General features: G+C 70.1%; 24 protein-coding genes. 14 read left to right on the top strand and 10 right to left on the bottom strand.

Annotated features, from left to right (window positions below; genetic code table 11):
* The first annotated feature begins 31 nt into the window (after positions 1-31).
* Both EQ874_RS04095 and EQ874_RS04090 read left to right on the top strand, forming a co-directional pair.
* Complete coding sequence (locus tag EQ874_RS04095) at positions 32-205, top strand: DUF2613 domain-containing protein (protein WP_006552672.1); 174 nt, start codon at positions 32-34, stop codon at positions 203-205.
* Positions 186-4,472 carry an alpha-(1->3)-arabinofuranosyltransferase gene (locus EQ874_RS04090; RefSeq protein ID WP_129975714.1) on the top strand — a complete coding sequence of 1,429 codons (4,287 nt, stop codon included), beginning with the start codon at positions 186-188 and terminating at the stop codon, positions 4,470-4,472. Before EQ874_RS04095 ends, EQ874_RS04090 begins: the two co-directional genes overlap by 20 nt.
* On the opposite strand, the gene EQ874_RS04085 is transcribed toward EQ874_RS04090, so the two are convergent.
* On the bottom strand, positions 4,361-5,533 hold the full coding sequence (locus EQ874_RS04085; protein ID WP_129975712.1) for an acyltransferase: 1,173 nt from the start codon (positions 5,531-5,533) through the stop codon (positions 4,361-4,363). The two genes, EQ874_RS04090 and EQ874_RS04085, sit on opposite strands and share 112 nt — an antisense overlap.
* Positions 5,534-5,780: 247 nt before the next feature.
* Here EQ874_RS04085 and EQ874_RS04080 point away from each other — a divergent pair, with 247 nt between their 5' ends.
* Positions 5,781-7,016 carry a DUF3068 domain-containing protein gene (locus EQ874_RS04080; protein WP_165369191.1) on the top strand — a complete coding sequence of 412 codons (1,236 nt, stop codon included), beginning with the start codon at positions 5,781-5,783 and terminating at the stop codon, positions 7,014-7,016.
* A 28-nt stretch (positions 7,017-7,044) separates the two neighbouring features.
* Here EQ874_RS04080 and EQ874_RS04075 read toward each other — a convergent pair whose 3' ends face one another.
* Positions 7,045-8,256 carry a polysaccharide biosynthesis protein gene (locus tag EQ874_RS04075; protein WP_129975988.1) on the bottom strand — a complete coding sequence of 404 codons (1,212 nt, stop codon included), beginning with the start codon at positions 8,254-8,256 and terminating at the stop codon, positions 7,045-7,047.
* A 120-nt stretch (positions 8,257-8,376) separates the two neighbouring features.
* Between EQ874_RS04075 and EQ874_RS04070 the strand changes: the two genes are divergently transcribed.
* Positions 8,377-10,140, top strand: a complete 1,764-nt coding sequence (locus EQ874_RS04070) for a hypothetical protein (RefSeq protein WP_129975710.1) — start codon at positions 8,377-8,379, stop codon at positions 10,138-10,140.
* On the opposite strand, the gene EQ874_RS04065 is transcribed toward EQ874_RS04070, so the two are convergent.
* Positions 10,051-11,280: a glycosyltransferase family 4 protein gene (locus EQ874_RS04065; protein ID WP_129975708.1), complete on the bottom strand. Its 1,230-nt coding sequence runs from the start codon at positions 11,278-11,280 to the stop codon at positions 10,051-10,053. The two genes, EQ874_RS04070 and EQ874_RS04065, sit on opposite strands and share 90 nt — an antisense overlap.
* A 186-nt stretch (positions 11,281-11,466) precedes the next feature.
* Here EQ874_RS04065 and EQ874_RS04060 point away from each other — a divergent pair, with 186 nt between their 5' ends.
* The 3 genes from EQ874_RS04060 to EQ874_RS04050 all read left to right on the top strand — a co-directional run bounded on the left by EQ874_RS04060 (position 11,467) and on the right by EQ874_RS04050 (position 13,684).
* Positions 11,467-12,222, top strand: coding sequence for a class I SAM-dependent methyltransferase (locus EQ874_RS04060; protein WP_064063967.1), 756 nt, complete (start codon positions 11,467-11,469; stop codon positions 12,220-12,222).
* Between the two features lie 22 nt (positions 12,223-12,244).
* Positions 12,245-13,147 (top strand): ROK family protein, encoded by a 903-nt coding sequence (locus EQ874_RS04055; RefSeq protein WP_064063966.1) that lies wholly within the window; start codon positions 12,245-12,247, stop codon positions 13,145-13,147.
* 105 nt (positions 13,148-13,252) lie between these two features.
* A complete protein-coding gene (locus EQ874_RS04050; protein WP_026002933.1) occupies positions 13,253-13,684 on the top strand; it encodes a CBS domain-containing protein in 432 nt (143 codons plus the stop codon).
* A 9-nt stretch (positions 13,685-13,693) separates the two neighbouring features.
* Here EQ874_RS04050 and EQ874_RS04045 read toward each other — a convergent pair whose 3' ends face one another.
* The gene (locus EQ874_RS04045) at positions 13,694-14,110 is read right to left on the bottom strand and encodes a hypothetical protein (RefSeq protein ID WP_064063965.1); all 417 of its coding nucleotides are present in this window, start codon (positions 14,108-14,110) and stop codon (positions 13,694-13,696) included.
* 110 nt (positions 14,111-14,220) lie between these two features.
* On the opposite strand from EQ874_RS04045, the gene EQ874_RS04040 reads away from it, so the two are divergent.
* Together EQ874_RS04040 and EQ874_RS04035 are read left to right on the top strand one after the other, a co-directional pair.
* Positions 14,221-14,700, top strand: a complete 480-nt coding sequence (locus tag EQ874_RS04040) for a nucleoside deaminase (RefSeq protein ID WP_129975706.1) — start codon at positions 14,221-14,223, stop codon at positions 14,698-14,700.
* A gap of 139 nt (positions 14,701-14,839) precedes the next feature.
* Positions 14,840-16,288, top strand: a complete 1,449-nt coding sequence (locus EQ874_RS04035; protein ID WP_129975704.1) for an aldehyde dehydrogenase — start codon at positions 14,840-14,842, stop codon at positions 16,286-16,288.
* A gap of 79 nt (positions 16,289-16,367) precedes the next feature.
* On the opposite strand, the gene epsC is transcribed toward EQ874_RS04035, so the two are convergent.
* On the bottom strand, positions 16,368-16,946 hold the full coding sequence (epsC, locus tag EQ874_RS04030; RefSeq protein WP_016932540.1) for a serine O-acetyltransferase EpsC: 579 nt from the start codon (positions 16,944-16,946) through the stop codon (positions 16,368-16,370).
* Between the two features lie 8 nt (positions 16,947-16,954).
* Positions 16,955-17,890: a cysteine synthase A gene (gene cysK / locus EQ874_RS04025; RefSeq protein ID WP_016932539.1), complete on the bottom strand. Its 936-nt coding sequence runs from the start codon at positions 17,888-17,890 to the stop codon at positions 16,955-16,957.
* Between the two features lie 275 nt (positions 17,891-18,165).
* On the opposite strand from cysK, the gene EQ874_RS04020 reads away from it, so the two are divergent.
* From EQ874_RS04020 to EQ874_RS04010, 3 genes are all read left to right on the top strand, one after another.
* Entirely contained in the window at positions 18,166-18,753 is a 588-nt protein-coding gene (locus EQ874_RS04020; RefSeq protein WP_129975702.1) for a hypothetical protein, read from the top strand.
* Positions 18,753-19,922, top strand: a complete 1,170-nt coding sequence (locus EQ874_RS04015) for a zinc-dependent alcohol dehydrogenase (RefSeq protein WP_129975700.1) — start codon at positions 18,753-18,755, stop codon at positions 19,920-19,922. Before EQ874_RS04020 ends, EQ874_RS04015 begins: the two co-directional genes overlap by 1 nt.
* Positions 19,923-19,986: 64 nt before the next feature.
* The gene (locus EQ874_RS04010) at positions 19,987-20,463 is read left to right on the top strand and encodes a VOC family protein (protein WP_129975698.1); all 477 of its coding nucleotides are present in this window, start codon (positions 19,987-19,989) and stop codon (positions 20,461-20,463) included.
* Positions 20,464-20,524: 61 nt separating this feature from the next.
* On the opposite strand, the gene EQ874_RS04005 is transcribed toward EQ874_RS04010, so the two are convergent.
* The 4 genes from EQ874_RS04005 to EQ874_RS03990 all read right to left on the bottom strand — a co-directional run bounded on the left by EQ874_RS04005 (position 20,525) and on the right by EQ874_RS03990 (position 25,042).
* Positions 20,525-22,357, bottom strand: coding sequence for a phosphoenolpyruvate carboxykinase (GTP) (locus tag EQ874_RS04005; protein WP_064063962.1), 1,833 nt, complete (start codon positions 22,355-22,357; stop codon positions 20,525-20,527).
* A gap of 277 nt (positions 22,358-22,634) precedes the next feature.
* A complete protein-coding gene (locus EQ874_RS04000; protein WP_129975696.1) occupies positions 22,635-23,015 on the bottom strand; it encodes a DUF6802 family protein in 381 nt (126 codons plus the stop codon).
* Between the two features lie 36 nt (positions 23,016-23,051).
* Positions 23,052-24,440 carry a hypothetical protein gene (locus EQ874_RS03995; RefSeq protein WP_242496626.1) on the bottom strand — a complete coding sequence of 463 codons (1,389 nt, stop codon included), beginning with the start codon at positions 24,438-24,440 and terminating at the stop codon, positions 23,052-23,054.
* Positions 24,437-25,042, bottom strand: coding sequence for a hypothetical protein (locus EQ874_RS03990; RefSeq protein WP_129975694.1), 606 nt, complete (start codon positions 25,040-25,042; stop codon positions 24,437-24,439). The genes EQ874_RS03995 and EQ874_RS03990 overlap by 4 nt, the downstream gene beginning before the upstream one ends.
* Positions 25,043-25,177: 135 nt before the next feature.
* On the opposite strand from EQ874_RS03990, the gene trmB reads away from it, so the two are divergent.
* Both trmB and EQ874_RS03980 read left to right on the top strand, forming a co-directional pair.
* A complete protein-coding gene (trmB, locus tag EQ874_RS03985; RefSeq protein WP_084421719.1) occupies positions 25,178-25,924 on the top strand; it encodes a tRNA (guanosine(46)-N7)-methyltransferase TrmB in 747 nt (248 codons plus the stop codon).
* Positions 25,921-26,613 carry an NYN domain-containing protein gene (locus tag EQ874_RS03980; RefSeq protein WP_129975692.1) on the top strand — a complete coding sequence of 231 codons (693 nt, stop codon included), beginning with the start codon at positions 25,921-25,923 and terminating at the stop codon, positions 26,611-26,613. The genes trmB and EQ874_RS03980 overlap by 4 nt, the downstream gene beginning before the upstream one ends.
* Position 26,614: the final 1 nt, after the last annotated feature.

The raw sequence follows: 26,614 nt of genomic DNA, 5'->3' as shown, positions 1-26,614 counted from the left end.
CTGCCTGCGTCACTGGAGATGGGGAGACGGAATGGGGAAGTTCCTGGGACCGGGCCTGGGTAGCGTGGTCGTCGGTGCCGTACTCGGCGCCGTGGCGGTCTTCGGCGTGACGGCCGCCGTACAGGAGAATTCGCGCCCTCAGATCGATCGCAGTGGCAACGCCGATTCGTCCCTCCTGAACCAGGTTGAGTACGGCAGCCGCTGACGGCGCCGGCAACGCTTCGAGTTCACGCACGTACCGAGACGAGACGGAGCTCCCGTCCGCCGAACCGCTGTCCCGGCGGTGGCTGTACGCAGTCACCGCGGTGGCGGTGGTCCTGTCCTTCGCCCAGGTTCCCGGCCTGGTCGTCGCCGACACCAAGTACGACCTGACGCAGAACCCGATCGGCTTCCTCACGCGCGCCGCTCACCAGTGGAGCAGCGTGGCGCCGCTCGGGCAGGTGCAGAACCAGGCGTACGGCTATTTCTTCCCGCACGGCACGTTCTTCGCCGCGGGACAACTGCTGCACATCCCTCCGTGGATCACCCAGCGGGTGTGGTGGGTGCTGCTGCTCGTCGCCGGATTCTGGGGTCTCGTCCGCCTCGCCGAAGCACTCGGCATCGGGAGCCGTAGCTCCCGCCTGATCGCGGCGACGGTGTTCGTGCTGTCCCCCCGCGTCCTCACCACGCTCGGTTCCATCTCGTCGGAAGCACATCCGATGATGGTGGCGCCGTGGGTGCTGCTGCCGCTGGTGCGCTACCTGAACACGCCGGATCCCGGCTCTGCCCGCCGGCTCGCCGCGCAATCCGCGATGGCCGTCGCCCTCATGGGCGCGATCAACGCCGTCGCGACCGCCGCGGCGTGTCTCGTCGCGGGCCTGTGGTGGGCCGCGCACCGCCCGAACCGGCGCTGGTGGCGCTTCACCCTGTGGTGGCTGCCGCTGTGCGTCGTCGCGGTGACGTGGTGGATGGTGCCGCTGCTGCTGCTCGGCCGCGTCAGCCCGCCCTTCCTCGACTTCATCGAATCGTCCGGTGTCACCACCGAGTGGACGTCGCTCGCCGAGGTGCTGCGCGGCACCAGCAGCTGGACACCGTTCGTCTCCCCCGAACGCATCGCGGGTGCCGTCCTCGTCACGCAGCCCGCCGCCGTCCTCGTCACCGGCGCCCTGGCCGCGGCCGGGCTCGCCGGTCTCGCGATGCGCTCGATGCCCGCGCGCGGTCGCCTCATCCTCATCCTCGCGGTGGGTCTCGTCGGTATGGGCGTCGGCTACGTCGGTCAGCTCGACTCGCTGTTCGCCGAGCAGGTCCGGTCGTTCCTCGACAGCACCGGCGCGCCGTTGCGCAACGTGCACAAACTCGAACCCCTCGTGCGGCTGCCGGTGGTGCTCGGGCTCGCGCACCTGCTGCGCGCGGTGCCCCTGCCGGGGTCGGTGCCGTGGTCCCGCGCCCGGAACGCCTTCGCGCATCCCGAACGCAATCCGATGGTCGCGGTGACGACGCTGATCCTCGTCGCGACGACGCTCGCGACGTCGCTCGCGTGGACCGGCCGGCTCGCGCCGCGCGGTGCGTACGACGAGGTCCCCGGATACTGGCATGCCACGGCGGCGTGGCTCGAGGAGAACACGACCGACCGCGGCGAACGCGCCCTCATCGTTCCCGGCGCGCCGTTCGGCAGCCAACTGTGGGGCCTCACCCGCGACGAACCGCTCCAGGCCCTCGCGTCGACGCCGTGGGCCGTCCGCGACGCCGTCCCGCTCGTGCCCCCCGGAGCGATCCGGGCACTCGACGCCGTGCAGCGCGACATCGCCGACGGTCGTCCGTCCGACGGCCTCGCCGCGACCCTGCGCGGCCAGGGCATCGGCTTCCTGGTGGTGCGCAACGACCTCGATCCCGACACCTCCCCCGCCGCGCGACCGGCACTCGTGCACCGGGCGCTCGAGGGCTCGCCGGGCATCGAGAAGGTCGCCGGGTTCGGCGACGACATCGTGTTCGACAACCCCGACGACTTCGTCACCGACGCCGACCTGCGACCCGTCTACCCGGCAGTGGAGATCTACCGGGTCGCCGAGCCCGCCGGGGCGCCCTTCGGTCCCTACGCCGTGGACGTCGCGGACGCGCCGGTCGTGCAGGGTGGCCCCGAGGCGCTGCTGCGCCGCAACACCGCGCACCCCGATTTCGTCGGGCCCACGCTCCTCGCCGCCGACGCGGCCCGCGCCGGTCTTCCCGTCGACGGGGTGACGATCACCGACACCCCGACGGACCGCGAGACGGACTACGGGCAGGTCGATCACCATTCGTCGACGATCCGGGCGGCCGACGACCCGCGCCGCACCCACAACGCCGTTCCCGACTATCCGGTGCCCGACACCGAGCTCGTCCGGGCCGAATGGGAAGGCGCCCGCATCAGCGTGTCGAGCGCGGCATCGGACGCCACCCAGCTCGGCGGCACCTCGGTGGCCAGCGGCCCCGCTGCGGTGGTCGACGGCGACCCCACGACCGGCTGGCACAGCAACGGTCTCGAATCGGCGATCGGCCAGTGGCTGCAGCTCGACCTCGACCGGCCGATCGACGCGGGTCTGCTGCACCTGACGACGAGCTCCGGAGCCCTCGGCGATCCCGTCGAGTGGCTCGAGGTGTCCACCGACCGGGGCAGCACGGCGGTGCGCGTCGGCGAGCCGGGACGCGAGCAGACCGTGGCACTCCCGCTGGGAACGACGTCGTGGATCCGCATCACGTCCGTGCACACCGAACGCGGCACGGTCGGCAACCAGTTCGGTCTCACCGAGGTGGTCGTCGAGGATTTCACCGACCGGAACGAACCGCGCCCGATCGACATCCGTCGCCGCATCGTGGTGCCGGGCCCGGCCGAGGACACCACGGTGCGCGGATGGCAGCTCGGCCAGGAGTTCCCCGGCCGCGGCAGCTGCGTCGACACCGGCGACCGCGTGCGCTGCGCGCGCGGGCTCGCCACCTCCGCGGAGGAACCCGGAACGTTCACGCGAAGCCCGACCGTGCCGCAGGAGACGTGGGTGCGTCCGGAGCTGTTCCTGCGTGCGCGCCCCGGGCCGGCGCTCGAGGAGCTCGTGGACCGGTCCGATCGGGTCGTCGCGCGCGGGGATGCCGACGTCGTCGACCTGCAGGGGTCGGCCTTCGCGCTCACCGACGGCGACCCGCGGACGTCGTGGACCGCCGAGGAGAGCTCGCTCGAACGGGGTGCCCCGCGGCCGTCGCTCACCCTGGAACTGCCCGGCGAGCACCGCGTGACCGGGCTGGACATCAGGTCGGCACTGGGAGCACTGCCGGTCGCACCGTCGACGGTCGCGGTGAATCTCGGCAACGGCCCGCAGGTGCGCGAGCTCGGCGACGACGACACGGTCGTCGACCTGACCCCGCACGTCACGGACCGGGTCGAGCTGACGGTGGTGCGGTGGCGCGACACCCTCGATCGCACCGTGCTGGGTTTCTCGAAGCTCACCCCGCCCGGGCTCGCGGAGGTGTCGGTGCTCGGTGACGACGGGCCGATCGGGGCGCAGCAGTCCGTCTACGACGAGACGGTGACCGTCGATTGCGAGAGCGGACCCGTCGTCGACATCGAGGGCCGGAGCTACCGCACGTCCGTCACCGCGAGCGTCGCCGACCTCGCCGCGGGCCTCGAGGTTCCTGCGACGCTGTGCGACACCGACGTCGTCGGCATGAACCCCGGCCGCGTCGACATCGACGTCGAGCCCGGTGCGGCCTTCGTCGTCTCGAGCCTGCGGCTCACCGTCCCCGGTTCCGACGCGCCCGTTGCGGAGCCGACCGAACTGCAGAAGGGTCGCTGGACGGAGAACCTGCGTGAGGTGACGGTTCCCGAAGGCGACGAGGATCGGCTCGTGGTGGTGCCCGAGAGCACCAATGTCGGCTGGGTGGCGCGCACTCCGGACGGCACCGTGGCCACGCCGGTCGTCGTGGACGGCTGGCAACAGGGCTGGATCGTGCCGGCCGGACCGGAACAGGTGCTGACCCTCGAGTTCGCGACCGACCGCTGGTACCGCCTCGGGATCTTCGGCGGACTGCTGTTGCTCCTCCCGCTGTTCGCGGCGGCACTGTGGCCCCGTCGGCGCACCGAGGACCCGGGCCCGATGCCGCGCACCTGGGGTTCGTCGACCGTCGCGCTGGCCGGTGTGCTGGCCGCCGCGACGCTCCTTGCGGGATGGGTCGGTGCCGTCGTCGCGGCGGTGGGCGCGGTGGGGATCGGTGCGCTCGCGCTGCGTCGCGGCCCCACTCTCGTGTCGCGCGTGCTCGTGGGCACCGCCGGCGGCGCGACGATGCTGGCGATGGCGCTGTTGTCCACCGGACCGTGGCGATCACCCGACGGATACGTCGGGCATTCGTTCCTGATTCAGTTCGCGGCGCTCGTCGGTGTGGTCGCGGTCGGTCTGGCAGCGGTGCCGCGCCGGGCCCTGTCCCAGCGGTGGAAGGCGGCCCGCACCGGCTCCTCGACGAGCGCGTAGCTGACGGAGGCGACGGCCAGGCTCAGCACGATCGTCACCGTGAGCACGAACCAGAAGTGGCCCGCGAAGGCCGGGATCCCGAACACGGGGAAGACGATCGACAGCACCGCGAGGTGCCAGATGAACACGCCGTACGACCAGCGGCCGACCGCCAGCGCGGCCGGGCTCGCCAGGACGCGGTGATGCCGGCGCGGCGCGAGGGTCAGCGGGGCGAGCAGCGCGAAGCTCATGATCGCCCCCAGGGCGATCTTGGCGAGGTACTCGGCCGGTGAGAGGTCGGTCAGCGTCTCCGGTCCTGCCAGCGGGGTGGCCGCAGCCGCGAAGGCGGCGACGGCGAGCAGTCCCATCGCCGCGCGCCGCGCCGCGAGCCGGTGCATCCACGTCTCGGGTCCGGAGACGAGCTCGGCGAGGATCATGCCCGCCGCGAACCAGGGCAGGAAGCCCGGCAGCCAGTTGGTGTGGTTGATGTGATCGGGAGTGCCGACCGGCACCCACGCCCACAACAGCGACAGTCCGCTCACCGCGAGCAGCAGCGGGACACGGTAGCGGGCGGCGTCCCCGCGCAGTCCGCTCACCGCCACGGCCAGCAGGGGCAGAACCAGATAGAAGGCCACCTCCACCGACAGACTCCACATCTGGGTGAGGCCCTCGGTGAGGGTGAGTGGGACGAACACTTGCGCGAGCGCGAGATTCGACCACCACACCGTGATTCCGCCTCCCGCGCCGGGCAGCAGCCACAACACCAGGACCACGACGGTCCAGTAGGCGGGGAGGATGCGGGTCGCTCGGGAGAGGAAGTAGCGAGCGGCCGAGGGGGTCGGCCCGAGCCCGCGGGCCGCCGCAGCATGCGGACGCCACAGCAGGAAGCCGGACAGGGCGAAGAACAGGGCGACTGCGAGGTCGAGACGTGCCCAGACCCGCCCGATCAGCGGGTCGTGCACTGCGCCGGTCTGGAACGCGACATGCGTGATCAACACGCCCACTGCGGCGAACCCGCGCATCCCTTCGAGTGCCGGAAGGAATCCGCTCACGCTGCGGTTCCGGTCGGTGGTGATGGTCATCGGGCATCAGTGTGCCGTGCCGGGGCGGAGTCGGACAGAGCAGGATCACGTGGAACGGGACGATCCCGGCAGGCGACGAAGATCGACTGTCTGTGCGTCCCGGCGGCGAGCGGACGCGCATATTGCCATACCGGGCTGTTAGTGTCTGAGCTCACGTGGTGTTCGCGGGCCGGATGCCAGGCGATCCGTGCAGCCCTGCTGCTGCCGGTGGGGGTACTCGATGACGACCGTTGAGTGAGGAGAAAGCATGGCTGAGCGTTCGAGCTCCGGCCGGATACTGGCAATGATTCTGGTGGGCCTGGGGGCCTTCCTCCTGGTGATCGCGATTCTCGTGCCGACGTACACGCTCGGGAAGCTGAGAACGACACCGCTCGATCTCGAGGTGACCACGGTCGCCGAAGGCACGGGCGACATCCTCAATTCCCGTCAGCTGCTCGCCGGCAACGCGCAGGTCGATCGCGACGTGCCGATCGTCGCGCAGCGCTTCGTCACCGTCGAGGATCCCTCGAACGCCGAGGTCATGACGCTGCAGGCAGGCCAGACCGTGCGACGACTCGACATGCAAGGGGACACGGGCCTGGTCTCGGCCGTCGTCGACCGTCTCACGATCGACCGGAAGACCTCCATGCCCGTCTCGGAGGAGGAGTTCCCGGAGCGCGTGAGCACGATCCAGGTGAGCGCCGACAAGCCGCCGGTGGAGATCGACAACCGCGCCGGACTGCAGTACAAGTTCCCGTTCGACGTCCAGCAGGAGTCGTACCCGTACTACGACATCAACGCTCGCGAGAACTTCCCCATCGACTTCGTCGGTGAGGAGGAGATCAACGGCATGAAGGTCTACCACTTCAGCCAGGAGATCGGGCCGGTCGACCTCTCGAAGGCCGACCCCGAGGTCCCGACCTACAAGCTCAGCCTGCCCGCCTCCACCTGGGGTGTCGGTGAGGGCGACGAGCCGATCACGATGACCCGCTGGTACAACAACATCCGCGACCTGTGGGTCGACCCGGTCACCGGTGTCGTCGTCAAGGGCCAGGAGCAGCAGGACCAGTACTACGCCCGCGAGGCCGACAAGCCCGAGGTGACGGTCCTCGACGTGACGCTCCCGTTCGACGAGGAGACGATCGAGTACCAGATCGGCCAGGCGAAGGACGGCCAGGACACCATCTCGCTGTTCGGCCGCACCCTGCCGATCATCCTCGGCATCCTCGGCGTCATCCTGCTGATCGTCGGCTTCGTGCTCGGCCTGCGCGGCGGCGGCAACCGTCGTCCGGCCACCGCGACCGGCGGTCCCGCCCCGGCAGGTCCGGCCACGACCACGGTCGGCCCGGCGCATTCGGGCGGCGCGCAGCGCGATCACACCGAGGACCGCACCGAGGTCATCCCGCGCCAGACCGATCCGAACGCGCAACAGCGCGATTGGACGACCGATCGAACGCAGGAGATCCCGCGCACCGATCTGCGCAAGCCTCCGACGCAGGAGTGATCGTCCGGTAGACGAACCGAGCCGCCCCTCACCGATCCCGGTGGGGGGCGGTGTCGTTCGCGTGCGACCGGGTCGCTGCGTCGTCCGTGGACGACTGGGCCACTGCAGCACCGCGCAGAGCGAGCACCGCGACCACCGCGGCCGTCGCGGCGGCCACACCGACAGCGACGGCGATGAACTGCCGCAGGGTCGATGCCACCGTGAACATCAGCACCGCTTCGAGGGCGAGACCCGCCCACGCGACGAGCGCGAGATGGGTGCGCTCCCCGGCGATCGCCGACAGCAACGCGCCCTGGAGCACCGCGAGGCAGGCACCCTGCAGCGCGAACAGCCACAGCAGCGCCTGCACAGGACCGTAGGCGTCGCCGACGAGCATCGGGACGAGCGGCCCGCAGATCGCGGCCCCGGCGACGAGCACCGCGCCGATCGCGACGAGGACCGTGAGGGCCGAGCGCACCGCGGCCGCCGACTGCGCAGGGTTCGCCATCCGCGGATAGAGCACCACCCCGACCGCCTGCGGCAGCCAGAAGGCGACCTTCGTGGCGACCGCTCCCAGGGCGTACAGGCCGGCGGAATCGGGGTCGAGCAGCGTGCGGGCGAGCAGCAGGTCGAGCGAGGTGAGCGCGATGAGGGCCAGCTGCACCTGGGAGGCACGCAGAACCGCCCCCGCGGTCGGGGCCGGCTCCTGCCCGCCACCGGACGTCCGGCCCACCAGCGCGCGCGCGGCCAGCGCGACCACACCTGTCCCGATCGCACCGGCGAACAGCGCGGCGCCGGGACCGCCTCCGACGGCGAGCACAGCGACCGCCGGCACCACCTTCGCGATGCCTGCGGCGGCCAGGACGACACTGAGCGCAGCGAACCTGCCCCGCCCCTGGAGCAGACCCTGTTCGGCGGCGAGCAGGACGAGCAGCGGTGCGGTGAGGAGCGATCCGAACGCTCCCCCGACGCTCGTGTCGAGCGCCCACGCCACGACGGGCACGAGGAGCATCGCGACGACGAAGGCCAGCACGGCGCAGCGGTAACCGAGACGGCGCAGAGCGGCGGTACCCGTGCCGTGCACGGCCTCCCGGGCGACGACCGTCTGCAACGCCAGGGCCGGCACGGCGAGGACGAGTTGTGCGGCGAGCAGGCTCGCGAACTCGCCGTATCCGGCGGGCCCGAGCCAGCGTCCCGCCGGCAGGTGCAGCAGATACGACGCGAGGTTCGCGGTCATCGCGCCGACCGTCACCAACGTCATGCCCGTGACGGCGGTACCCGTCGTCGAACCACGGGTGGTCTCGGCGCCCTCCGACGCGCGTCGGGGTGTTCGCGGCATCCGCTCATCCTCCCATCCGGAACGACACCGTATTCTGCCGCCATGCCACGCCCGGAGTCGTCCCGCATGCCCATCCGGGCGGCACTGCCGGCGGCAGCGCCCGCGGTGTGGTCGCTGGCGCTGACCGTCGCGGTGCTCGGTCCGTTCCTCGTCTCCCCCGGCTACCTGCTCTTCCGCGACGCGGTGAGCACTCCCCGGTCGTTCCCGACCGATTCCGCACTCGGACTGTCCGACGCCGCGGCCCGCGCGGTGCCGCAGGACGCCCTGCTGGCGTGGGTGAGCACCGTCGTCGACGGCGGTGTCGCGGTCACGGCACTTCTGGCCGCGTCGTTGTGGGCCGCGGGATGGGGGGCGGCACGGCTGGTCGCGGTGGTGCTGCCCACGAGTGGCACCGGTGCCCGGCTCGTGGCGGCGACGGTGGCGATCTGGAATCCGTACGTCGCCGAGCGGTTGTTGCAGGGGCACTGGAGTCTGCTCGCCGGGTATGCCGCGCTGCCGTGGACGATCTGTGCGGCCGTCGCGATCCGGCGGCGCCGACGCGGCGGGTGGCCATCGACGGCAGTCTGCCTGGCTTCCGCAGGCCTGACCCCGACCGGCGCGCTGCTGGCGATCGTGACGGCATGCGCTGTCCTCGCCGCCCCCGGTGGACGGACGCGGGTGCTGCCGCGGGTGGGCACCGCGCTCGCCCTGGGTGTCACGGTGTCGCTGCCGTGGCTGGTGGCGACGGCGCTCGCCGGGGGCGGCACCGAAGCAGATCCCGCCGGTGTGCGTGCGTTCGCCGCGCGGGCCGAACCCCTTCTCGGCACGATCGGTTCGGTGGCGGGGCTCGGTGGGATCTGGAACGCCGATGCCGTCCCCGCCTCGCGCACGACGGGATGGGCGCCGGTGGGCACCCTGCTGCTGCTCGCAGTGGTGGCGTACGGTGTGCCGGCACTGTGGCGCCGGCGCGGCAATCCCGTGATCGTCGCGCTCGTCGCGCCGGCCGTCCTCGCGGTGCTCGTCGTCGCACTCGCCGCGACCGGCCCGGGACTCGCCCTCGGCGAATGGGCGATGGTGCACGTTCCCGGCGCCGGACTGCTGCGCGACACCCAGAAGTGGGTCGCGTGGGCGATGCCCGCCTACGCGCTCGCCGCGGCCGCCGGCACGACGGCCCTCGCGCGGCGCTTCGCGGCGCCCGAACCGGTGTGGGCGGCGGCCGCGATCGTCACCGTGCTGGTCGCGCTCCCCGACCTGGTGTGGGGTGTCGGCGGGCAATTACGGCCCGTGCGGTATCCGGCGGGCTGGGAGCGGGTGTCGCAGCTCGTGACGGCCGGCGACGGCGATGTGGCCGTTCTGCCCGCGGGCATGTTCCGGGTCTTCGACTTCTCCGGCCCGGTGCCGGTTCTCGATCCGTCCCCGCGGATGCTGCGCGCCGACGTCCTGCAGACCGGAACTCTCGTCGTCGCCGACGGCAGCGTCGACGGTGAGGGTCGCCGCGCGGCGGACGTCGAGGCCCTGTTGTTGTCCGGTGCGGACCCGGGTGCGCTCGCCGCCCGCGGGGTGGGCTGGGTGCTCGTCGAGCACGGCACGCCGGGCGAACTCGGCGACGCGCAGAGCACGCTCGGAGCTCTCGGCACTGCCTACCGCGACGAGGATCTGAGCCTGTACCGGGTGGAGGGGGTCACCTCGCCGCCGTCACCCCACCGGGCGCCGGCGGTCGGGGCGCACGTGGTGTGGCTACTGGTACTGGCCGGCGGCGCTGGATGTGCGCTCGGGCAGCGGGTCGGTGAGAGACGACGGCTCGTCGGCGCGCGGGAACAGTCCTGAGACGGTGTGCCCGAAGGTCGTGACGGACAGGACCTCGTGGACACCCTCACCCGTGGCCTCCCACGAGAATTCGCCGGCACGGATGCGGGCCTTGTTGCCGAGCTGACGACGACGGTCCGCGTCGGCGAGCAGATCGGCGACGGCGGCGGTCAGTTCGGCGGGCGACTCGACGAGCAGACCGGTGACGCCGTCGATGATCGAGTCGGTGAGTCCTCTGGAGCTGCGGTAGCCGATGGTGGGCACGCCGTGCTGGGCGGCTTCGACCACCGCGAGTCCCCACCCCTCCTTACGCGAGGGCATCACGTGAACCCATGAGCGCGAGAGCAATTCGTGTTTCCGCTCTTCGTCGACGTGGCCGTGGAAGGTGACGGCGTCGCCGATACCGAGTTCGGCGGCCGCATCGCGGAGGTTCTGTTCCCACCAGCCGCCGCCGATGACGTCGAGGTGCAGGCCCGGAACGGTGCCGCGCAGCGCCGCGACCGCGGCGAGGGCATCCTCGATCTGCTTGTGCGGCACCAGCCGCGAGAGTACGCACATGCTGGGATGGGCCGTTCGCGTGTCGTCGCCACCCGCCGCGACACCGGCGGGGACGGCGTCGACGCCGTTGCGGACCACCGCGATCCGCTCCCGGTCGACACCGAGAGCGCGCAGCTCGTCGGCGGACGGGAGCGAGACGGTGAGGTACTGGTTGCGGCGGTGCACGCGCGGCGACAGCGACGACTCGATCCACCAGCCGAGCGTGGCCATCAGTCTGCCCGCGACCGGCCACTGCTCACGATGGCAGTGGTGCACGAGCACCGTGACCGGCGCGCCGGCGACGAGCCGCGCGAAGAAGGGGATGCCGTTCTGGGTGTCGATCACGGCGTCGGGGCGGACACCGGCGAGGGGACCGACACCACACCTGCCTGCGAGGATCGCGGCGAGTGCGCGCGGATAGACGGTGAGCCGTCCTCCGCCGCGGCTGACGGTGATGCCGTCGATGCGGTCGCGCTTCGCGGCGCCGGGGTATGCGGCGGTTCGCAGGACGACCCGGACGCCGCGCGCCGCGAGCTGCGCTCCGACCTGTTCGAGATACCGCTCGCTGCCGCCCCCCTGCGGATGCCCGCTGTCGCGCCAGCAGAGCAGCAGAACCTCCCGCACGCGGCGACCCCCTGTAGTGACTCGACCAGCCTGCCGGTGTCGACTCGACCACCCGGCCGGGCAGATGTGACTCGGACGATGACAGGGACACAGTAGCGGGTGCCCGTCGGCGACAGGTGAGGGACGAGTACAAGCGCAGCACTAAGGTGACTGGACGTGCCTTCGACGACACCACCCCGCACCGACGTGACCCGGCTGTTCGCCCGCCGCGCCACACTGCGCCGTTCCGCGGGGTTGCTCGGCAGCTTCCGGTTCGAGCAGACGGCACCGGAGAAGTTCTACGGCGGTCTCGCCCGCGACACCGTCGATCTGATCGGCGACCTCTACACGGGCCTGACCGGCACGGATCTGACGGGAACCACGGTCGTCGACGTCGGTGGTGGTCCCGGATACTTCGCCGACGCATTCACCGAAGTGGGATCCCGGTACGTTCCGATCGAGCCCGACCCGTCGGAGATGCACGCCGCCGGTCTGCAGGTGGGCGGCGCGATCCGCGGCTCCGGGCTGGCGTTGCCGCTGCGGACCGGAGCGGTCGACGTGTGCTTCTCGTCGAACGTCGCCGAACACGTCGCGACGCCGTGGGCGATGGCCGACGAGATGCTGCGCGTCACGCGCCCCGGCGGGCTGATGGTGCTGTCGTACACCCTGTGGTGGGGTCCGTTCGGTGGGCACGAGACCGGTCCGTGGCACGCCTTCGGAGGCGAGTACGCGGCCAGGCGTTACGCCCGCAAGCACGGCCGGGAACCGAAGAACCGGTACGGGGTGTCGCTGTTCGACGTCGGCGCCGACGACGGCCTGCGCTGGGCACGCTCGACACCGGACGGCGAACTGCTCGCGGCGTTTCCCCGCTACCACCCGAGGTGGGCGTGGTGGCTCGTGCACGTGCCCGGCGTCCGGGAGTTCCTCGTCAGCAACCTGGTACTGGTCCTGCGGCGTCGCTGACCGGTCGCTTAATGTCGTGGCCATGACCGCATTGGCCCTGGACGTCGGCGGCACCAAGCTCGCCGCGGCCGTCGCCGCCGACGACGGCACCCCGCTCGAAGCCCGGTCCGTGCCGGTCCCCTCGAACGACGTGTGGGGCGCGTGCGCGGGACTGCTACGGCAGGTCGAAGAGATCGGCGCCGGGCCGGTGACCGCCGTGGGAATTGCCGCGGCAGGGCCGGTCGACACGACGACCGGCACGATCGGCCCGATCAACATCTCCGAGTGGAGTTCCGGCTTCGCACTCGTCGACGCCGTGCGCGGCCTGTTCCCGGGCGCCCGGGTGGACCTGGTGATGGACGGCGCCGCAGCGACCCTGGCCGAGCAGCGCTTCGGGGCCGGACGCGACGTCGCCGACCTGCTCGGCGTCGTGCTGGGCACCGGTATCGGCGGAGGTCTGGTACTCGGTGGCCGGATCGTGCGTGGCCGCACCGGCAATGCCGGCCATATCGGGCACGTGGTCTCGCCCTACGGTACGACGGTGTGCGCGTGCGGGGGCGTCGGCTGCATCGAGACGGTGGCGAGCGGCCCGTCGGCGGTGCGCTGGGCCCGTGCCCACGGCTGGCAAGGGCCCGACGGCGTCGCGCTCGCTGCGGACGCCGAGGCCGGAGTCGGCGTCGCCGCAGCGGCACTCGAACGAGCCGGGACGGCGCTGGGCCAGGCCATCGCGTCGGCGGCCGCACTGGTGGACGTGGGACGAGTGGTCGTCGGCGGGGGCTTCGCGCAGTCGGGCGGTCACCTGTGGCGGCCCATGCTCGCATCGGCAGCCCGGCACGCCCGCTTGAGGTTCGTGCAGGACCTGCGGATCGTCCCCGCCGAACTCGGCGCCCTGGGCACTCTCACCGGCGCCGCGATCGTCGCTGCAGGTCACGACTGGATAACCTGACCGGGCACGCCGTGCTTTCCGGCCTACTCTGAGGACCACATCGGAGTCCCGGCGGAAACTGTGGCGGTCCGCCGGGATACTCTGCGAGCGGATCGGCGGTACCGGATGCGGATTGCTGACATTTTGCGGAACAAGGGCTCGGCGGTGCACACGGTCGCGCCCGGCACCACGGTGTGCGAACTCATCGGCGATTTCGCGCGGTTCAACATCGGCGCGATGGTGGTGTGCGAGGGCAAGACCGTCGCCGGCATCGTCACCGAACGCGACGTCGTACGCGCCCTGCACGAACGCGGCCCGTCGATCCTTGCGGCACCGGCACACGAACTGATGTCCCGGACGGTGACGACCTGCCTGCCCAGCGATTCGGTCGACAGTCTCGCCGAGACCATGACCGAACAACGGATCCGGCACCTGCCGGTCGTGGTCGACGCTCGGCTGGTCGGGATCGTCAGTATCGGCGACGTGGTCAAGAGCCGCATCGACGAGCTACAGACCGAGCGCGACCAGCTCGCCTCGTACATCCACGACGGTGGGTGAACCTCCGGGTCAGTTCTCGCCGGTCGCGTCGTCGCCGGGAGCAGCGTCCTCGGTGGCACCGTCCTGGCCGGCCCCGTCCTCGGTGACGCTCGGGCGGTCGAGGATGCTCACGCTCATCCCGTAGGGCAGGAACCGCACCGAGCGTCGCGGATCGGTGTTGCCCTTGAGTGTGCGCAGCGCGTCCAGTTCGGTGCGATGAACCTGGTCGACGCGGGCGACGCCGTCGTCGTCGGTGGTGTAGACGACCCAGACCCCGTCGCCCTTCTCACCGGTGGTCTCGGGCCGTGGCTGCGTGCGCGTCGGCGCCGCAGGTGGCTCGAGGAACGAGAAGATGCGGTCCTTCAGCTCCCGCAGTTCCTCTCCGGCCTCCCGCACCACGCGGTCGAGATCTTCGGGGTCGAATCCGAACGGATTGTTCTCCGCCATGTCGTGTCTCCTGACCGTTGGGCACCCTCCAGTGTGGTGACGGTCGCCGATTCGCGCCACCCGGCTCCTCCCCCGCTCTACTGTGCAGCCGAGGGAGGAAGGAGACATCCATGGTGAACGACACGGATCTGCAGTATCTGCGGCGGTGCGTCGAACTCGCGGAGGAGGCGGTCTCGACCGGTGACGAGCCGTTCGGGTCGGTGCTGGTCGACGCGGACGGCGAGGTCCTGGCCGAGGACCGCAACCGCGTCGCAGGCGGCGACAGCACCCGGCACCCCGAGTTCGAGCTCGCGCGGTGGGCGGCCGAACATCTCGAGCCCGACCGGCGCGCCATCGCCACCGTCTACACCTCCGGTGAGCACTGCCCGATGTGCGCGGCCGCGCACGGCTGGGTCGGCCTGGGGCGGATCGTCTACGCGGCGTCCTCCGAGCAACTCGTCCGGTGGCTCGACGAGATGGGCGTGGCTCCGGCCCCGGTCCGTCCGCTGCCGATCCGTGAGGTCGTGCCGGACGCCGTCGTCGACGGGCCCGCTCACGAACTCGAACAGGAGATCCGCCTGCTGCACCGGCGCTGCCACCTCGGGGAGTGAGGCCGTCCGGTCCCATCGGATCTGGTGACCCCCTGGCCTCAGGCTGTAACGTGTTCTAGTGTTCGGGGTCACAGCACCGCGGCGCGCCCGACGGCCGCGAGATCCGAGACGTGAGCACACAGCAACGGATGAGGAAGACATGACCGACTACGACAAGTTGTTCATCGGCGGCGAATGGGTGGCACCGTCGACCGACGAGAGACTCGAGGTGTTCTCCCCCGCCACCGAGGAGCGGGTCGGCTCCGTGCCGGTCGCAGGACCGAAGGACGTCGACGCCGCGGTCGCCGCCGCCCGGCGCGCCTTCGACGACGGACCGTGGCCGCGCACGTCGCCGGCCGAACGCGCGCAGGTGCTCGCCAGAGCCGTCGCGCTCATCGAGGAACGCAACGACGAGATCGCCGCCGTCCTCGGTTCCGAACTCGGCCAGCCGGGCCCCTCCGTCCAGATGGTGCAGATGACGCCGGCCCTCGGGACGCTGAATTTCTATGCCGGACTGGCCGATTCGTTCAACTGGGTCGAGGAACGGGTCGGCTCGTTCGGCCGCACCCGCGTCACCCGCGAACCCGTCGGCGTCGTCGCCGCCGTCATCGCGTGGAACGTGCCGCTGTTCCTGTGCGCGAACAAGATCGCACCCGCACTGCTCGCCGGATGCACCGTGGTGCTCAAGCCTGCCCCCGAGGCCCCGCTGGCCGTGAACCTCCTCGCCGAGATCTTCACCGAGGCCGGTCTTCCCGAAGGTGTGCTGTCGGTGGTTCCGGGCGGCGCGGACACCGGCGAGAGCCTCGTGTCCCATCCGGACATCGACAAGATCACCTTCACCGGGTCGACCGCGGTGGGCAAGCACATCGGCGAGATCGCGGCGCGCAATCTCAAGCGCTGCTCGCTCGAACTCGGCGGCAAGTCCGCGGCCATCATCCTCGAGGACGCCGACCTCGACTCCACCGTCGCCATGCTGGTGATGTCGGGGCTGATCAACACCGGCCAGGCCTGTGTCGGCCAGACGCGCATCCTGGCTCCCCGTTCCCGCTACGACGAGGTGGTCGAGAAGGTCGCCGGCGCAACCGCGTTCTTCCCCGTCGGACCTCCCGGCGACGAGGCCGCGCAGATCGGTCCGCTGATCTCCGCCAAGCAGCGCGACCGCGTCGAGGGCTACATCGCCAAGGGCACGGAGGAGGGCGCCCGCATCGTGATCGGCGGTGGCCGTCCGGCGCACCTCGACAAGGGCTACTTCGTCGAGCCGACGATCTTCGCCGACGTCGACAACTCGATGACCATCGCCCGCGAGGAGATCTTCGGCCCGGTGCTGTGCGTGCTGCCCTACGACAGCGTCGACGAAGCGGTGAAGATCGCCAACGACTCCGATTACGGCCTCGCCGGTTCCGTGTACACCACCGACGTCGAGAAGGGCCTCGAGATCGCGTCGCGCGTGCGCACCGGCACCTACGGAATCAACTGGTACGCCTTCGATCCCGGTTCACCGTTCGGTGGATTCAAGAATTCCGGCATCGGACGCGAGAACGGCCCCGAAGGACTCGAGGCGTTCTGCGAGCTGAAGTCCGTGCTCTACCCGCCCGGCTACGAGGGCTGATCCCGTACGTCGAGGGGGAGGGTATGTGCGAGTTCTCCGACGAGAACGCACATACCCTCCCCCTCGGCAGGACACGACCTCAGATGTACATGGCGGGATCGATGTAGGTCGTCGGATCCACGAGCGGTTCGTGCTTCTTGCGGGATCGGACGGTCGCGGGAATGCCCGTGGCGATCGAATCCGCCGGCACGTCGTGGGTGACCACGGCGTTGGCACCGATCGCGCTGTCGTCCCCGATCACGACCGGGCCGAGGACCTTCGCCCCTGCTCCGACGGTGACCCGGTTGCCCAGCGTCGGATGACGCTTCTCCTTCGCCAGCGACCGGCCGCCGAGCGTCACGCCGTGGTAGAGCATCACGTCGTCGCCGATCTCGGCCGTCTCGCCGATGACCACGCCCATACCGTGGTCGATGAAGAAACGCCGCCCGATGGTCGCGCCGGGATGGATCTCGATGCCGGTGAGGAATCGGGTGAACTGCGCGAGGATCCGCGCAGGTCCCTTCAGCGCGGGCACCTGCCACATCCGGTGCGCGATGCGGTGCGACCAGATCGCGTGCAGCCCCGAGTAGACGACGGCGTTCTCCGCGTCGCTGCGCGCGGCCGGATCGTGGCCGCGCGCAGACTGCAGATCCTCCCGCAGAGTGTGCAGGATACCCACGACGGCGATCAGTCCCGGATGTGTTCGAACAGCGGGGTGGAGATGTACCGCTCACCGAAGTCGCAGACGACGGCGACGATCAGCTTGCCGGCGTTCTCGGGACGCTTCGCCAGCTCGAGGGCCGCCCAGACGATCGCACCCGACGAGATGCCGCCGAGAATGCCTTCCTGGGTGCCCAGATCGCGCGCGATACGAATCGAATCCTCGAACGAGACGTCGACGATCTCGTCGTAGACCTCGCGGTCGAGCACGTCGGGCACGAAGTTCGCGCCGATGCCCTGGATCTTGTGCGGTCCGGGCTCGCCACCGTTGAGGATCGGCGAGTCGACCGGCTCGACACCGACGACCTTCACGTCCGGCTTGTACTCCTTGAGCCTGCGGCCCGCGCCCGTGATGGTGCCGCCCGTACCGATGCCGGCCACGAAGATGTCGACCTCACCGGCGGTGTCCTTCCAGATCTCCTCACCGGTGGTGTTGTAGTGGATCTCCGGGTTCGCGGGGTTGCCGAACTGGCGGGCGAGGATCGCGTTCTCGGTGTTCGCGACGATCTCCTCGGCCTTCGCGACGGCACCCTTCATGCCCTCGGAGCCGGGGGTGAGGACGATCTCGGCGCCGTAGGCGCGAAGCATGACGCGACGCTCGGTGGACATCGTCTCGGGCATCGTGAGGATGACCTTGTAGCCGCGTGCAGCGCCGACCATCGCGAGCGCGATGCCGGTGTTGCCGGAGGTGCCCTCGACGATCGTGCCGCCGGGCTTCAGCTCACCGGACTTCTCGGCCGCGTCGATGATCGCGACGCCGATACGGTCCTTGACGCTGTTCGCCGGGTTGTAGAACTCGAGCTTCACGGCGACCGTCGCGCCGGACCCCTCGGTCAGACGGTTGAGCTTGACGATCGGGGTGCGCCCGACCAGCTCGGTGACATTGTTGTAGATACCGCTCATATGGGCCGATCCCTCCTAGCGGTCGTAGCGACGACCGGGTCGTTTCCGTCACACCATTGCATCATTCGCTGATACGTGCTGTGCAGCCGGGGAGCCGTGCACCCGCCCCGGTCACGCGCATGCGCGGGCACAGTGCGGCGACGGTGTGTCGGTCCGGCGTACACGGGTACTCAACGTCAGCGGCCGCCTCGATCTTCCCGACGCCCACTGTGGCGTTCGTCCTCCGATCCGGCGACCGGCGGTCCCTGTCCGTCCGTACCGGTGAGGAGACGACGGTGGTCGATTTCGGCAGAGTCGTGCAGAACGCGAGCAAGGTCGCGGAGAACGCGAGCAGAGTCGTCGACAACGCGGGCAGGGCGGTGAACCATGCCGGCCACACGGTCGGTGGACTCGTCCGGCGCGCCGGGGACCGGCCCGTCGACGCGCGGAAACCGCAGACGGTGACCGTGACGGCTCCGCGGGCGCAGGTCATGCAGTTCTGGCGGGATCCCGAGAACCTGAGCAGAGTGTTCGGCGACCACGTGCGGGTCGAGACGGTCGAGGCGAACCGCATGCGCTGGACCTGGGACGTCGCCGGCAGGTCCACGATCTGGGACACCCGGGTCGATGTCACCTCGGAGGGGCTCGCATTCGTCGGAGAGGACGACGCGGACACGCCGGGCCCCCGAGTGGTCCTCGCGGTGTCCGACGCACCGCGCGGCAGTACCGCGATGACGCTGCGCGCCCAGGTTCCCGCTCCCGACCCGGTCACCGGCGCGTGGACCTTCACCGCCCTCTACCGTGCGCGCGCCCTCATGCAGACCGGCGAGATCCCCACCCTGCAGGGCAGTCCGAGTGCCCGCGAATCGGAAGGAGACGCCTGATGCGAGCCCTGTGCTGGATGGGTGTGAACGAGTTGTCGGTCGAGACGGTAGACGATCCCGGACTGGTCAATCCGCACGACGTGATCGTGAAGGTCCGCCTCACCACGACCTGCGGTTCCGATCTGCACTTTCTCGGCGGTTACCTACCGGGGATGCGCGAGGGCGACGTGATCGGCCACGAGTTCATGGGCGAGATCGTCGAAACCGGCCCGGAGGTGACCTCGGTGCACGTCGGCGACCGGGTGGTCGTGCCGTCGTTCATCGGATGCGGGACGTGCCCGTACTGTGCCGACGGACTGCACGCCGCGTGTGACACCACCAATCCGAACGCCGCCATGCAGCAGCCTCTGCTCGGCTATCCCACCGGCGGCATCTACGGGTACACCCATCCTTTCGGCGGGTATCAGGGTTCGCACGCCGAATACATCCGCGTGCCCTTCGGCGACGTCAACTGCTTCCGGATCCCCGAGGGTGTCGGTGACGAACAGGCCCTGTTCCTGTCGGACGCGGTGCCGACGGGATATATGGGTGCCGATTTCTGCGACATCTCCCCGGGTGACACCGTGGCGGTCTGGGGCGCCGGCGCTGTCGGTCTCATGGCCGCGGCGAGCGCGAGGATCATGGGTGCCGACAGGGTGATCGTGATCGACCGTTTCCGCGATCGCCTCGACCGCGCCACGAAGAAGGTCGGCGCCGAGACGGTGGATTACACCGAGGTCGACAGCGTCTACGAGACGCTGCGCGAGAGCACCGGTGGGCGCGGACCGGATGCGTGTATCGACGCGGTGGGCATGGAAGGCCACGGCACCGGCGTCATGCAGGCCTACGACAAGGTCAAGCAGGCACTGCGGATGGAGAGCGACCGCGCGACCTCCCTGCGGGAGGCGATCCTGTCCTGCGGCAAGGGCGGTGTGGTGTCGGTGCTCGGCATCTACGGTGTCACCGACAAGTTCCCGATGGCCGTCCTGACGAACAAGAGCCTCACGTTGCGGACGGCACAGCAACACGGCCAGCGGTACGTGCCCACCCTGTTCGAGCACGTCCTCGAGAACAGGTTGGACCCGAGTTGGCTCATGACGCACGACCTTCCGCTCACCGAGGCGGTACGCGGATACGAGATGTTCGAGAACAAGGAGGACGACTGCCTGCGCGCGGTCTTCCGTCCGTGAGCCGGATCCTCACCGGTCGGATTTCTACAATACGAGCGCACGGTCGCCGTCCGACACTGGCACCATGACGAATTCGGTGAATCCGGTCCCCGAGGGATACACCTCCCTCACCCCCTTCCTCGTCGTCCACGACGGAGGACGCGCGATCGACTTCTACTGCGAGGCGTTCGGAGCGACCGTCGTCGACCGGATGGACGGCCCCGACGGGAAGGTCGTGCATGCCGAACTCGACTTCGGCAACGGCCGAATGCAATTGAGCGATCCGCATCCCGAGATGGGTCTGCACACGCCCGCCGGAACGAACGACGTCGACCATTCGTACGTGCTGTACTGCACGGACGTCGACGCCGTGTTCGCGCGAGCCGTCACCCTCGGTTCCCGGGTGTTCGAGGAGCCGTCGACCTTCGTGACCGGCGACCGGTTCGCCTCGATCCTCGATCCCTTCGGTCACCGCTGGGCCGTGATGACGCGGGTCGAGAACGTTCCGGCCGAAGAGGCGCAGCGACGACTCGACGAGTGGGCGGCGCAGCAGAACGCGTGAAGGACGACGATGCCCGCTTCCGGAGGTACCGGAAGCGGGCATCTGCCGTAACAGGATCGAATCAGCCCAGGCGCTGCTTCAGTGCCTCGAACTCGTCGCGGATGCCCGCGGGCACCTTCTCGCCGAGGAAGTCGAACCACTCGGCGATGCCGTCGATCTCGGCCTTCCACTCGTCGACATCGACCTTCAGGGCCTCGTCGACGTCGGCGGGCTCGACATCGAGACCGTCGAGCGTGAGGTCGGCGGCGGTGGGAACGTAGCCGATCGGCGTGGACTGCGCGCCGGCCTTGTTCTCGATACGGTCGACGATCCACTTGAGCACGCGCGAGTTCTCGCCGAAGCCGGGCCACAGGAAGCGGCCGTCGTCGCCACGACGGAACCAGTTGACGTAGAAGATCTTCGGCAGCTTGTCCTCGTCGGCGTTCTTGCCGAGCGTGATCCAGTGGTTCAGGTAGTCGCCGGCGTTGTAGCCGAGGAACGGCAGCATCGCCATCGGGTCGCGACGGACGCTACCGACCTTGCCCTCGGCCGCGGCGGTCTGCTCGGACGACAGGGTCGCGCCGAGGAAGGTGCCGTGCTGCCAGTCGAAGGACTGGCTCACGAGGGGCACCGTCGTCTTGCGGCGTCCGCCGAACAGGATCGCCGAGATCGGCACACCCTGCGGGTCGTCCCACTCGGGAGCGAGGATCGGGCACTGCGACATCGGGGTGCAGTAACGCGAGTTCGGGTGCGCGGCGTTGGTGCCGGACTCGGGGGTCCAGTCGTTGCCCAGCCAGTCGGTGAGGTGCGCCGGGGTCTCGCCGCCGATGCCCTCCCACCAGATGTCGCCGTCGTCGGTCTTCGCGACGTTGGTGTAGATGGTGTTGCCGGCCTCGATGGTGGCCATCGCGTTCGGGTTCGAATCCGCGCTGGTGCCCGGAGCGACGCCGAAGAAGCCGAACTCCGGGTTGACGGCGTAGAGACGGCCGTCCTTACCGAAGCGCATCCACGCGATGTCGTCGCCGAGGGTCTCGGCGCGCCAGCCGGGGATGGTCGGCTGGATCATCGCGAGGTTGGTCTTGCCGCACGCCGACGGGAACGCCGCGGCGACGTAGTACGCCTTGTCCTCGGGGGAGATGAGCTTGAGGATCAGCATGTGCTCGGCGAGCCAGCCCTCGTCGTGGGCCATCGCCGACGCGATACGCAGCGAGTAGCACTTCTTGCCGAGCAGGGCGTTGCCGCCGTAACCGGAGCCGAAGCTCCAGATCTCACGGGTCTCGGGGAAGTGGGTGATGTACTTGGTGTCGTTGCACGGCCACGGGACATCCTGCTGACCGGCCTCGAGCGGCGCACCCACCGAGTGCAGCGCCTTGACGAACGGACGGTCGGTGCCGAGCTTCTCGAGAGCCGCGGTGCCCATGCGGGTCATGATGCGCATCGAGACGACGACGTACTCCGAGTCGGTGAGCTCGACGCCGAGCTTCGGGTCGTCGGCACCGAGCGGGCCCATGCAGAACGGAACGACGTACAGGGTGCGTCCGCGCATGCAGCCGCGGTACAGCTCGGTCATCGTGGCGCGCATCTCGTCGGGCGCCATCCAGTTGTTGGTGGGGCCGGCGTCGATCTCGTTCTCCGAGCAGATGAACGTGCGCGACTCGACACGGGCGACATCGGACGGATCCGAGTTCGCGAGGAAGGAGTTCGGCTTCTTCTCGTCGTTCAGACGCGTGAAGGTGCCGGCCTCCACCAGCAGAGAAGTCAGACGGTCCCATTCCTCATCGGAGCCGTCGGCCCATACGACGCGATCGGGCTGGGTGAGCTCGGCAATCTCCTGGACCCAGGCAAGCAACTCGGCATGCTGGGTCGGAAGCTTGTCGTCGGTACCGTTCAAACCGGGAATGGTCGCTGAGGTCATCAAAACTCTCCTGGGGTGTGCCCGGAACCGGATCCCGCCGCCGACCTGCACTTTGTCGGTGCAGACGATGGCAGATCCGGGCTTTCCCCTCTCGGCAGGGGTACCACCTACTTCGTCCGTGGCCGAACGGCGAAGTAGGCGCCGGATGTCCTTTTCATAGAGGTTAACGTCGGAAGACCGACCGGCGTCACTCGGGGCCGGTCGGAAATCTCACAGAAACGATTCAGAGCGTGCACACAATACCGTCCCCTCCCCCTGCTACGCAGCCGGAGATGAATCACTTCGACCCTTCTCCGTGGTGTACGTCGTATTCCAGGCTACCTGTGTCGAGACGACTCCAGCGACCCGATCCGTCCAGCTCGCGACAGTATTCCCACACTCCGTAGCGTCCGTCGTCCGCGATCACCGACAGACGGTCGCTGCTGCCGTCCAGATCGGTGTCGGTGGCGACCACGAGACCGTCGCCCCGGTCGCCGCCGTCTCCCCAGCGCTCACTGTCGGCGACCACCGTCTCGGCAACACCGTCGCCGTCGAGGTCGGTGGCCGGATCGAGGGCATCGGCCCAGGTAGCCACCTCGGAGGGGTCGAACACGGAAGGATCGAACGGATCGGTGAACGGATGGGGCGGTCCGCCCGATCCGCCGGCGAGTTCGGCCATCGTTTCCTTTCCGACCCGGCGGTCGCCGGATCGCTTCTATCCGGTTCGACGCACGCCGGCATCCCGCGGTTCCGGGTCGTGTCCGAGCGCCGCGAGGTCGCGTTCGCACGCCGCGATGCGGGCGCGCCGTTCCCCGCGGCGACGAGTGATCTCCTCGTCGATCGCCGCGATGCGCTCGCGCACGCGGGTCGCGTGCCGGTCGCGCGCGGCGATCGCGAGCGCGGTGGACTGCAGTTCCGTCTCGTGGATGCGGGTCCGGATCCGGCTGTCGAGCTCCGCGCGCACGGTGGCCAGCTCGTCGGCGATCCAGCGGCGCATCCGTTCCCGGTACGCGATACGCCTGCGGACCCGCATCAACCAGCCCGCCGCCGGGACCGCGCACGCGATCGCGACCACCAGCGACATCCAGCCCGGCAGATTCCCGAACGGAGTGACGAGCAGCCTGCCGAGGCCCGCCCCCGCCGACGCGCCGAACACCACCGTCAGCGTGTCCTCCAGCGACCGCGCGGTCCCGGGCGGGCGGGACGTGCGGGTGGCTTCCGGGCCGGGTGTGCCCGGTGCGATCCGGGTCGTCTCGTCGGTGAGCCACGCGCACAGATCGTCGAGGTGGGCGTCGATCGTCGCGACCACCGCGTCCCCGTCTGCGGTCTCGAGCACCTCGACCGCATCGGTGGATGCCGCCCGCACCCGCACCGCGACCTCGTGCAGCAGCATCACCTGCAGTCGGCGCAGGTCGGGACCGGAGGTAGCGGGTGGTGCAGCGGTGGTGAGGCGGGAGCGTTCGGCGCGGAGGTCCGCTCCGTCGTCCTCCGTCCTCAGACGCTCCATCTCCTCCCCGATCATCGGGCGTGTGGCGGCGACGACCGCTGTGCGCACCCGTCGCGGGTCGTGCGACGACCGGACGGCGGCGGCCAGGACGTCCCGCAGTTCGACGATCCCCGAGCCGGCGAGCGCGGTCTGCCGAAGGGCCTCGCTCGCATCGTGCTCGCGGGCCCGCCGCGCGGCCTCGGCGGAGACGGGCAGCACCACGACGCGCGGCAGCCAGGGTGCGTGCCGGTGCAGGATTTCGACGTCGGCGTCGCGCACCGCCCGGCGGTCGGGGTAACGGTCGATGCCCGTCAGGGCACAGACCACCTCGATCGACTCGGCGGCTGCCGCGCGCACGAGTACGAGTTCGGTCCGTCCGATCACGGCCGAGGGGTCGAACACCACGAGGGTGACCGCGGCCCGATCCGAGGGCCCCTGGGCAGCAGCCCTGCCGGCGTCCACGATGTCCACACCGCCGAGGTGCCGCAGTTCCGATGCCAGCGTGCCGGCGCCGGAACCGGGCACTCCGACGACCCGTACGCCGGTCGCGGGTGGTTCGTGCAGTTGCATCCATCCGCGCGGGTTCCATCGGCGCAGGACGTCGTCGGCTGCATTCACCGCGATCCCGCCGACACCAGATCCAGGGCGTGTTCGACGAGTTCCCGCACCTGCGGAGCCGCGGGGATTCCCGCAGCGACCCGGGCCAGCTCCTCGTCGCGGAGCCCGCGGGCGACGGCCGCACGCGCGGCGATCAGTTCTGCGAACAGCTCCTCCTCGCGAACCGCGACCACCTGCCCCGGGGCCACGCCGGTCGCACGGGCGACGACGGCGCACTCCGCGGCATCCGCCCCACCCGAGACCACGAGGACGACGCGACGAGGATCGACGGTCGCGAGTGCGGCACGGTCGGCAGGGTGCGCGACGGCCGGGTCGAGGCGACGCGGCACCACGTGGACGACGAGGTCGGCGTCGAGCACCGGATCGGGACCGCCCGGTGTGTCCACTGCCACTCCGACGACGATCGTGCCCGCGGCCGCATCGTGCGGCAGCGACTCCCGGACCCGCGCCTCGACCACCGCGCGGCCGGTCCCTGCGCGGCCCGCCACCTGCACCCGCAGCGCGGCCGCGTGCCGGGCCAGCGCGCTGCGCAGGACCCGCCCGGCCTGCGCGTCGAGTTGCTCGACCTGCGCGGCGAGGTGATGCCACAACTCCCCCGTCATGATCCCCCGATCGTCGCCGGAGATTGTGGCAGAGAGACCGCCGGTGGGCAGCGGAACGAATGCTTCCCTGAGAAAACACTGTGGTCCCTCAGGTCACTCCCGCCACACACTCCCGAGATACGCGACAATGGACGGGTGAACGAAGCCGATCAGCACACCACCGAGACGCTCGACGAGCGCCCGACCCGCGGGAACCGCCTGTACCCCAGGGTGACGAGTTTCCGGTCCCGCCGTGGATCGCTGACCGACCCTCAACAGCAGTGCTGGGACCGTCGTTGGCCCGAACTCGGCAAGGAGGTCGGCGACGATCCGCTCGACGTCGAAGCGTGGTTCGGCCGTTCCGCACCGCTCGTCCTCGAGATCGGATCCGGAACGGGAACCGCTGCCCTCGCCATGGCAGGGGCCGAGCCCGAGGTGAACCTCATCGCCGTGGAGGTCTACAAGCCCGGCATCGCCCAGACGCTGCAGGGCATCGAGCGCAGCTACGACAGCGACGCGCCGATCGAGAATCTGCGGATCCTGCGGGGCGACGCCGTCGAGGTGCTCGAGAAGATGCTCACCACCGAGTCGCTCACCGGGGTGCGGGTCTTCTTCCCGGATCCGTGGCCCAAGGCCCGCCACCACAAGCGCCGGCTCCTGCAGGCCCCGACGTTCGCGCTGATCGCCGACCGGCTGAAGCCCGGCGGAGTGCTGCACGTGGCCACCGACCACGCCGACTACGCCGAAGCGATCGCCGAGGTGGGCGACGCCGAACCTCGACTCGCCCGGTTCTCCGGTACCGCCCCGATCGGCCTCGAGCGACCCGTCACGAAGTTCGAGGACAAGGCGCACCAGGTGGGGAGCGCGATCAACGAGTTCGTCTGGGGGAAGATCGGAGCATGAGTGTCCATGAAGAGCTTCCCGGCGTGACCGATTCCTCCGCGATCGACGGCGTCGAGCCGGTCCGTAAGGTCCTGCTCGTCTGGGACGCACCCAACCTCGACATGGGCCTCGGCGCGATCCTCGGGGGACGGCCCACCGCCGCCTACCGCCCGCGCTTCGACGCTCTCGGCCGGTGGCTCCTCGGGCGCACCGCCGAACTGTCGCGTCAGCACTCCGCCACCCTCGAGCCCGAGGCCACGGTGTTCACCAACATCGCACCGGGCAGCGCGGACGTCGTCCGCCCCTGGGTCGAGGCCCTGCGTAATGTGGGCTTCGCGGTGTTCGCCAAGCCGAAGATCGACGAGGACAGCGATGTCGACTCCGACATGCTGCACCACATCGAGCTGAGGCACCGGGAGGGTCTCGCCGGTGTGATGGTGGCCTCCGCCGACGGGCAGGCCTTCCGTGAACCCCTCGAGCTGCTCGCGCAGCAGGGCATCGCCACCACGGTGCTCGGTTTCCGCGAGCACGCCAGCTGGGCGGTGACCTCCGAGATCATCGAGTTCCTCGATCTCGAGGACATTCCCGGTGTGTTCCGCGAACCGCTGCCCCGCGTCAGCCTGGAATCGCTGCCCGACGAGGGTGCCTGGCTGCAGCCGTTCCGACCGCTTTCTGCTCTCCTGGTGGGGCGCAAGAGCGTCGCCGAATAGG

The organism is Rhodococcus sp. Q1, from assembly GCF_004153645.1.
Taxonomy (GTDB): domain Bacteria; phylum Actinomycetota; class Actinomycetes; order Mycobacteriales; family Mycobacteriaceae; genus Rhodococcus; species Rhodococcus gordoniae.
The sequence above is the reverse complement of the archived record's forward strand: the minus strand, read 5'-3'. Positions and strand labels throughout refer to the sequence as shown.

What these genes read in the sequence shown, in the direction of transcription:
- EQ874_RS04095 (WP_006552672.1), top strand. Translation starts at nt 32, where the DNA reads ATGGGGAAGTTCCTGGGACCGGGCCTGGGTAGCGTGGTCGTCGGTGCC.
- EQ874_RS04085 (WP_129975712.1), bottom strand. Translation starts at nt 5,533, where the DNA reads ATGACCATCACCACCGACCGGAACCGCAGCGTGAGCGGATTCCTTCCG.
- EQ874_RS04080 (WP_165369191.1), top strand. Translation starts at nt 5,781, where the DNA reads ATGGCTGAGCGTTCGAGCTCCGGCCGGATACTGGCAATGATTCTGGTG.
- EQ874_RS04075 (WP_129975988.1), bottom strand. Translation starts at nt 8,256, where the DNA reads ATGACGTTGGTGACGGTCGGCGCGATGACCGCGAACCTCGCGTCGTAT.
- EQ874_RS04070 (WP_129975710.1), top strand. Translation starts at nt 8,377, where the DNA reads ATGCCACGCCCGGAGTCGTCCCGCATGCCCATCCGGGCGGCACTGCCG.
- EQ874_RS04055 (WP_064063966.1), top strand. Translation starts at nt 12,245, where the DNA reads ATGACCGCATTGGCCCTGGACGTCGGCGGCACCAAGCTCGCCGCGGCC.
- EQ874_RS04050 (WP_026002933.1), top strand. Translation starts at nt 13,253, where the DNA reads ATGCGGATTGCTGACATTTTGCGGAACAAGGGCTCGGCGGTGCACACG.
- EQ874_RS04045 (WP_064063965.1), bottom strand. Translation starts at nt 14,110, where the DNA reads ATGGCGGAGAACAATCCGTTCGGATTCGACCCCGAAGATCTCGACCGC.
- EQ874_RS04040 (WP_129975706.1), top strand. Translation starts at nt 14,221, where the DNA reads ATGGTGAACGACACGGATCTGCAGTATCTGCGGCGGTGCGTCGAACTC.
- EQ874_RS04035 (WP_129975704.1), top strand. Translation starts at nt 14,840, where the DNA reads ATGACCGACTACGACAAGTTGTTCATCGGCGGCGAATGGGTGGCACCG.
- cysK (WP_016932539.1), bottom strand. Translation starts at nt 17,890, where the DNA reads ATGAGCGGTATCTACAACAATGTCACCGAGCTGGTCGGGCGCACCCCG.
- EQ874_RS04015 (WP_129975700.1), top strand. Translation starts at nt 18,753, where the DNA reads ATGCGAGCCCTGTGCTGGATGGGTGTGAACGAGTTGTCGGTCGAGACG.
- EQ874_RS04010 (WP_129975698.1), top strand. Translation starts at nt 19,987, where the DNA reads ATGACGAATTCGGTGAATCCGGTCCCCGAGGGATACACCTCCCTCACC.
- EQ874_RS04005 (WP_064063962.1), bottom strand. Translation starts at nt 22,357, where the DNA reads ATGACCTCAGCGACCATTCCCGGTTTGAACGGTACCGACGACAAGCTT.
- EQ874_RS04000 (WP_129975696.1), bottom strand. Translation starts at nt 23,015, where the DNA reads ATGGCCGAACTCGCCGGCGGATCGGGCGGACCGCCCCATCCGTTCACC.
- EQ874_RS03990 (WP_129975694.1), bottom strand. Translation starts at nt 25,042, where the DNA reads ATGACGGGGGAGTTGTGGCATCACCTCGCCGCGCAGGTCGAGCAACTC.
- EQ874_RS03980 (WP_129975692.1), top strand. Translation starts at nt 25,921, where the DNA reads ATGAGTGTCCATGAAGAGCTTCCCGGCGTGACCGATTCCTCCGCGATC.